We start from the raw sequence: 1,604 nt of genomic DNA on the forward strand, positions 1-1,604 counted from the left end.
GACGAGGACGCCCGGCGCGGTCTCGAGCGCGGTATGAACCAGCTCGCTGACGCCGTCAAGGTGACCCTGGGCCCCAAGGGCCGCAACGTCGTGCTGGAGAAGAAGTGGGGCGCTCCCACGATCACCAACGACGGTGTCTCCATCGCCAAGGAGATCGAGCTCGAGGACCCGTGGGAGAAGATCGGCGCCGAGCTGGTCAAGGAAGTCGCCAAGAAGACGGACGACGTCGCGGGTGACGGCACCACCACCGCCACCGTGCTCGCCCAGGCGCTGGTACGCGAGGGCCTGCGCAACGTCGCCGCCGGCGCCAACCCGATGGCCCTGAAGAAGGGCATCGAGGCCGCCGTCGAGCGCGTCAGCGAGGAGCTCTCCAAGCTGGCCAAGGATGTGGAGACCAAGGAGCAGATCGCTTCCACGGCCTCCATCTCCGCCGCCGACCCCGAGATCGGCGCGCTCATCGCCGAGGCGATGGACAAGGTCGGCAAGGAAGGCGTCATCACCGTCGAGGAGAGCAACACCTTCGGCCTTGAGCTCGAGCTCACCGAGGGCATGCGCTTCGACAAGGGCATGACGTCGATGTACTTCGTCACCGACTCCGACCGCATGGAGGCCGTGCTCGAAGACCCGTACATCCTGATCGTCAACAGCAAGGTCGCCGCCAACAAGGACCTGCTGCCGCTGCTCGACAAGGTCGTGCAGTCGGGCAAGCCGCTGCTGATCATCGCTGAGGACGTCGAGGGCGAGGCCCTGGCCACCCTGGTCGTCAACAAGATCCGCGGCCTGTTCCGCTCCGTGGCCGTCAAGGCCCCGGGCTTCGGCGACCGCCGCAAGGCCATGCTGAACGACATCGCGATCCTGACCGGTGGCCAGGTCATCGCCGAGGAGGTCGGCCTCAAGCTCGAGACCGCCACCCTCGACCTGCTCGGTCGCGCCCGCAAGGTCGTCGTGACCAAGGACGAGACCACGATCGTCGACGGCGCCGGTGACGCCGAGCAGATCTCCGGCCGGGTCAGCGAGATCCGCGCCGAGATCGAGCGCACCGACTCCGACTACGACCGGGAGAAGCTCCAGGAGCGTCTGGCCAAGCTGGCCGGCGGCGTGGCCGTCATCAAGGCCGGCGCGGCGACCGAGGTCGAGCTGAAGGAGCGCAAGCACCGCATCGAGGACGCCGTCCGCAACGCCAAGGCGGCCGTTGAGGAGGGCATCGTCCCCGGTGGTGGCGTGGCGCTGCTGCAGGCCGGCGCCAAGGCGTTCGACAAGCTCGAGCTCAACGGCGACGAGGCCACCGGTGCCGCGATCGTCAAGAAGGCGCTCGAGGAGCCGCTGAAGCAGATCGCCGTCAACGCCGGCCTCGAGGGCGGCGTCGTGGTGGAGAAGGTCCGCAACCTGACGCCGGGTGAGGGCCTGAACGCCGCTTCCGGTGAGTACGTCAACATGTTCGAGGCGGGCATCATCGACCCGGCCAAGGTGACGCGCTCCGCGCTGCAGAACGCCGCTTCCATCGCGGCGCTCTTCCTCACCACCGAGGCCGTCATCGCCGAGAAGCCCGAGAAGAACCCCGCCGCCCCCGCCGGTATGCCCGGCGGCGGCGACATGGACTTCTA

General features: G+C 68.2%; 1 protein-coding gene. It reads left to right on the plus strand.

Going from position 1 to position 1,604, the window contains the following annotated elements; all coding sequences use genetic code 11:
* Nucleotides 1-1,604 (plus strand): chaperonin GroEL (gene groL / locus EJK15_RS69170; RefSeq protein WP_138720902.1); only part of this gene is annotated, 1,604 nt, incomplete at both ends.

Source organism: Nonomuraea basaltis, assembly GCF_005893125.1.
Classification (GTDB): domain Bacteria; phylum Actinomycetota; class Actinomycetes; order Streptosporangiales; family Streptosporangiaceae; genus Nonomuraea; species Nonomuraea basaltis.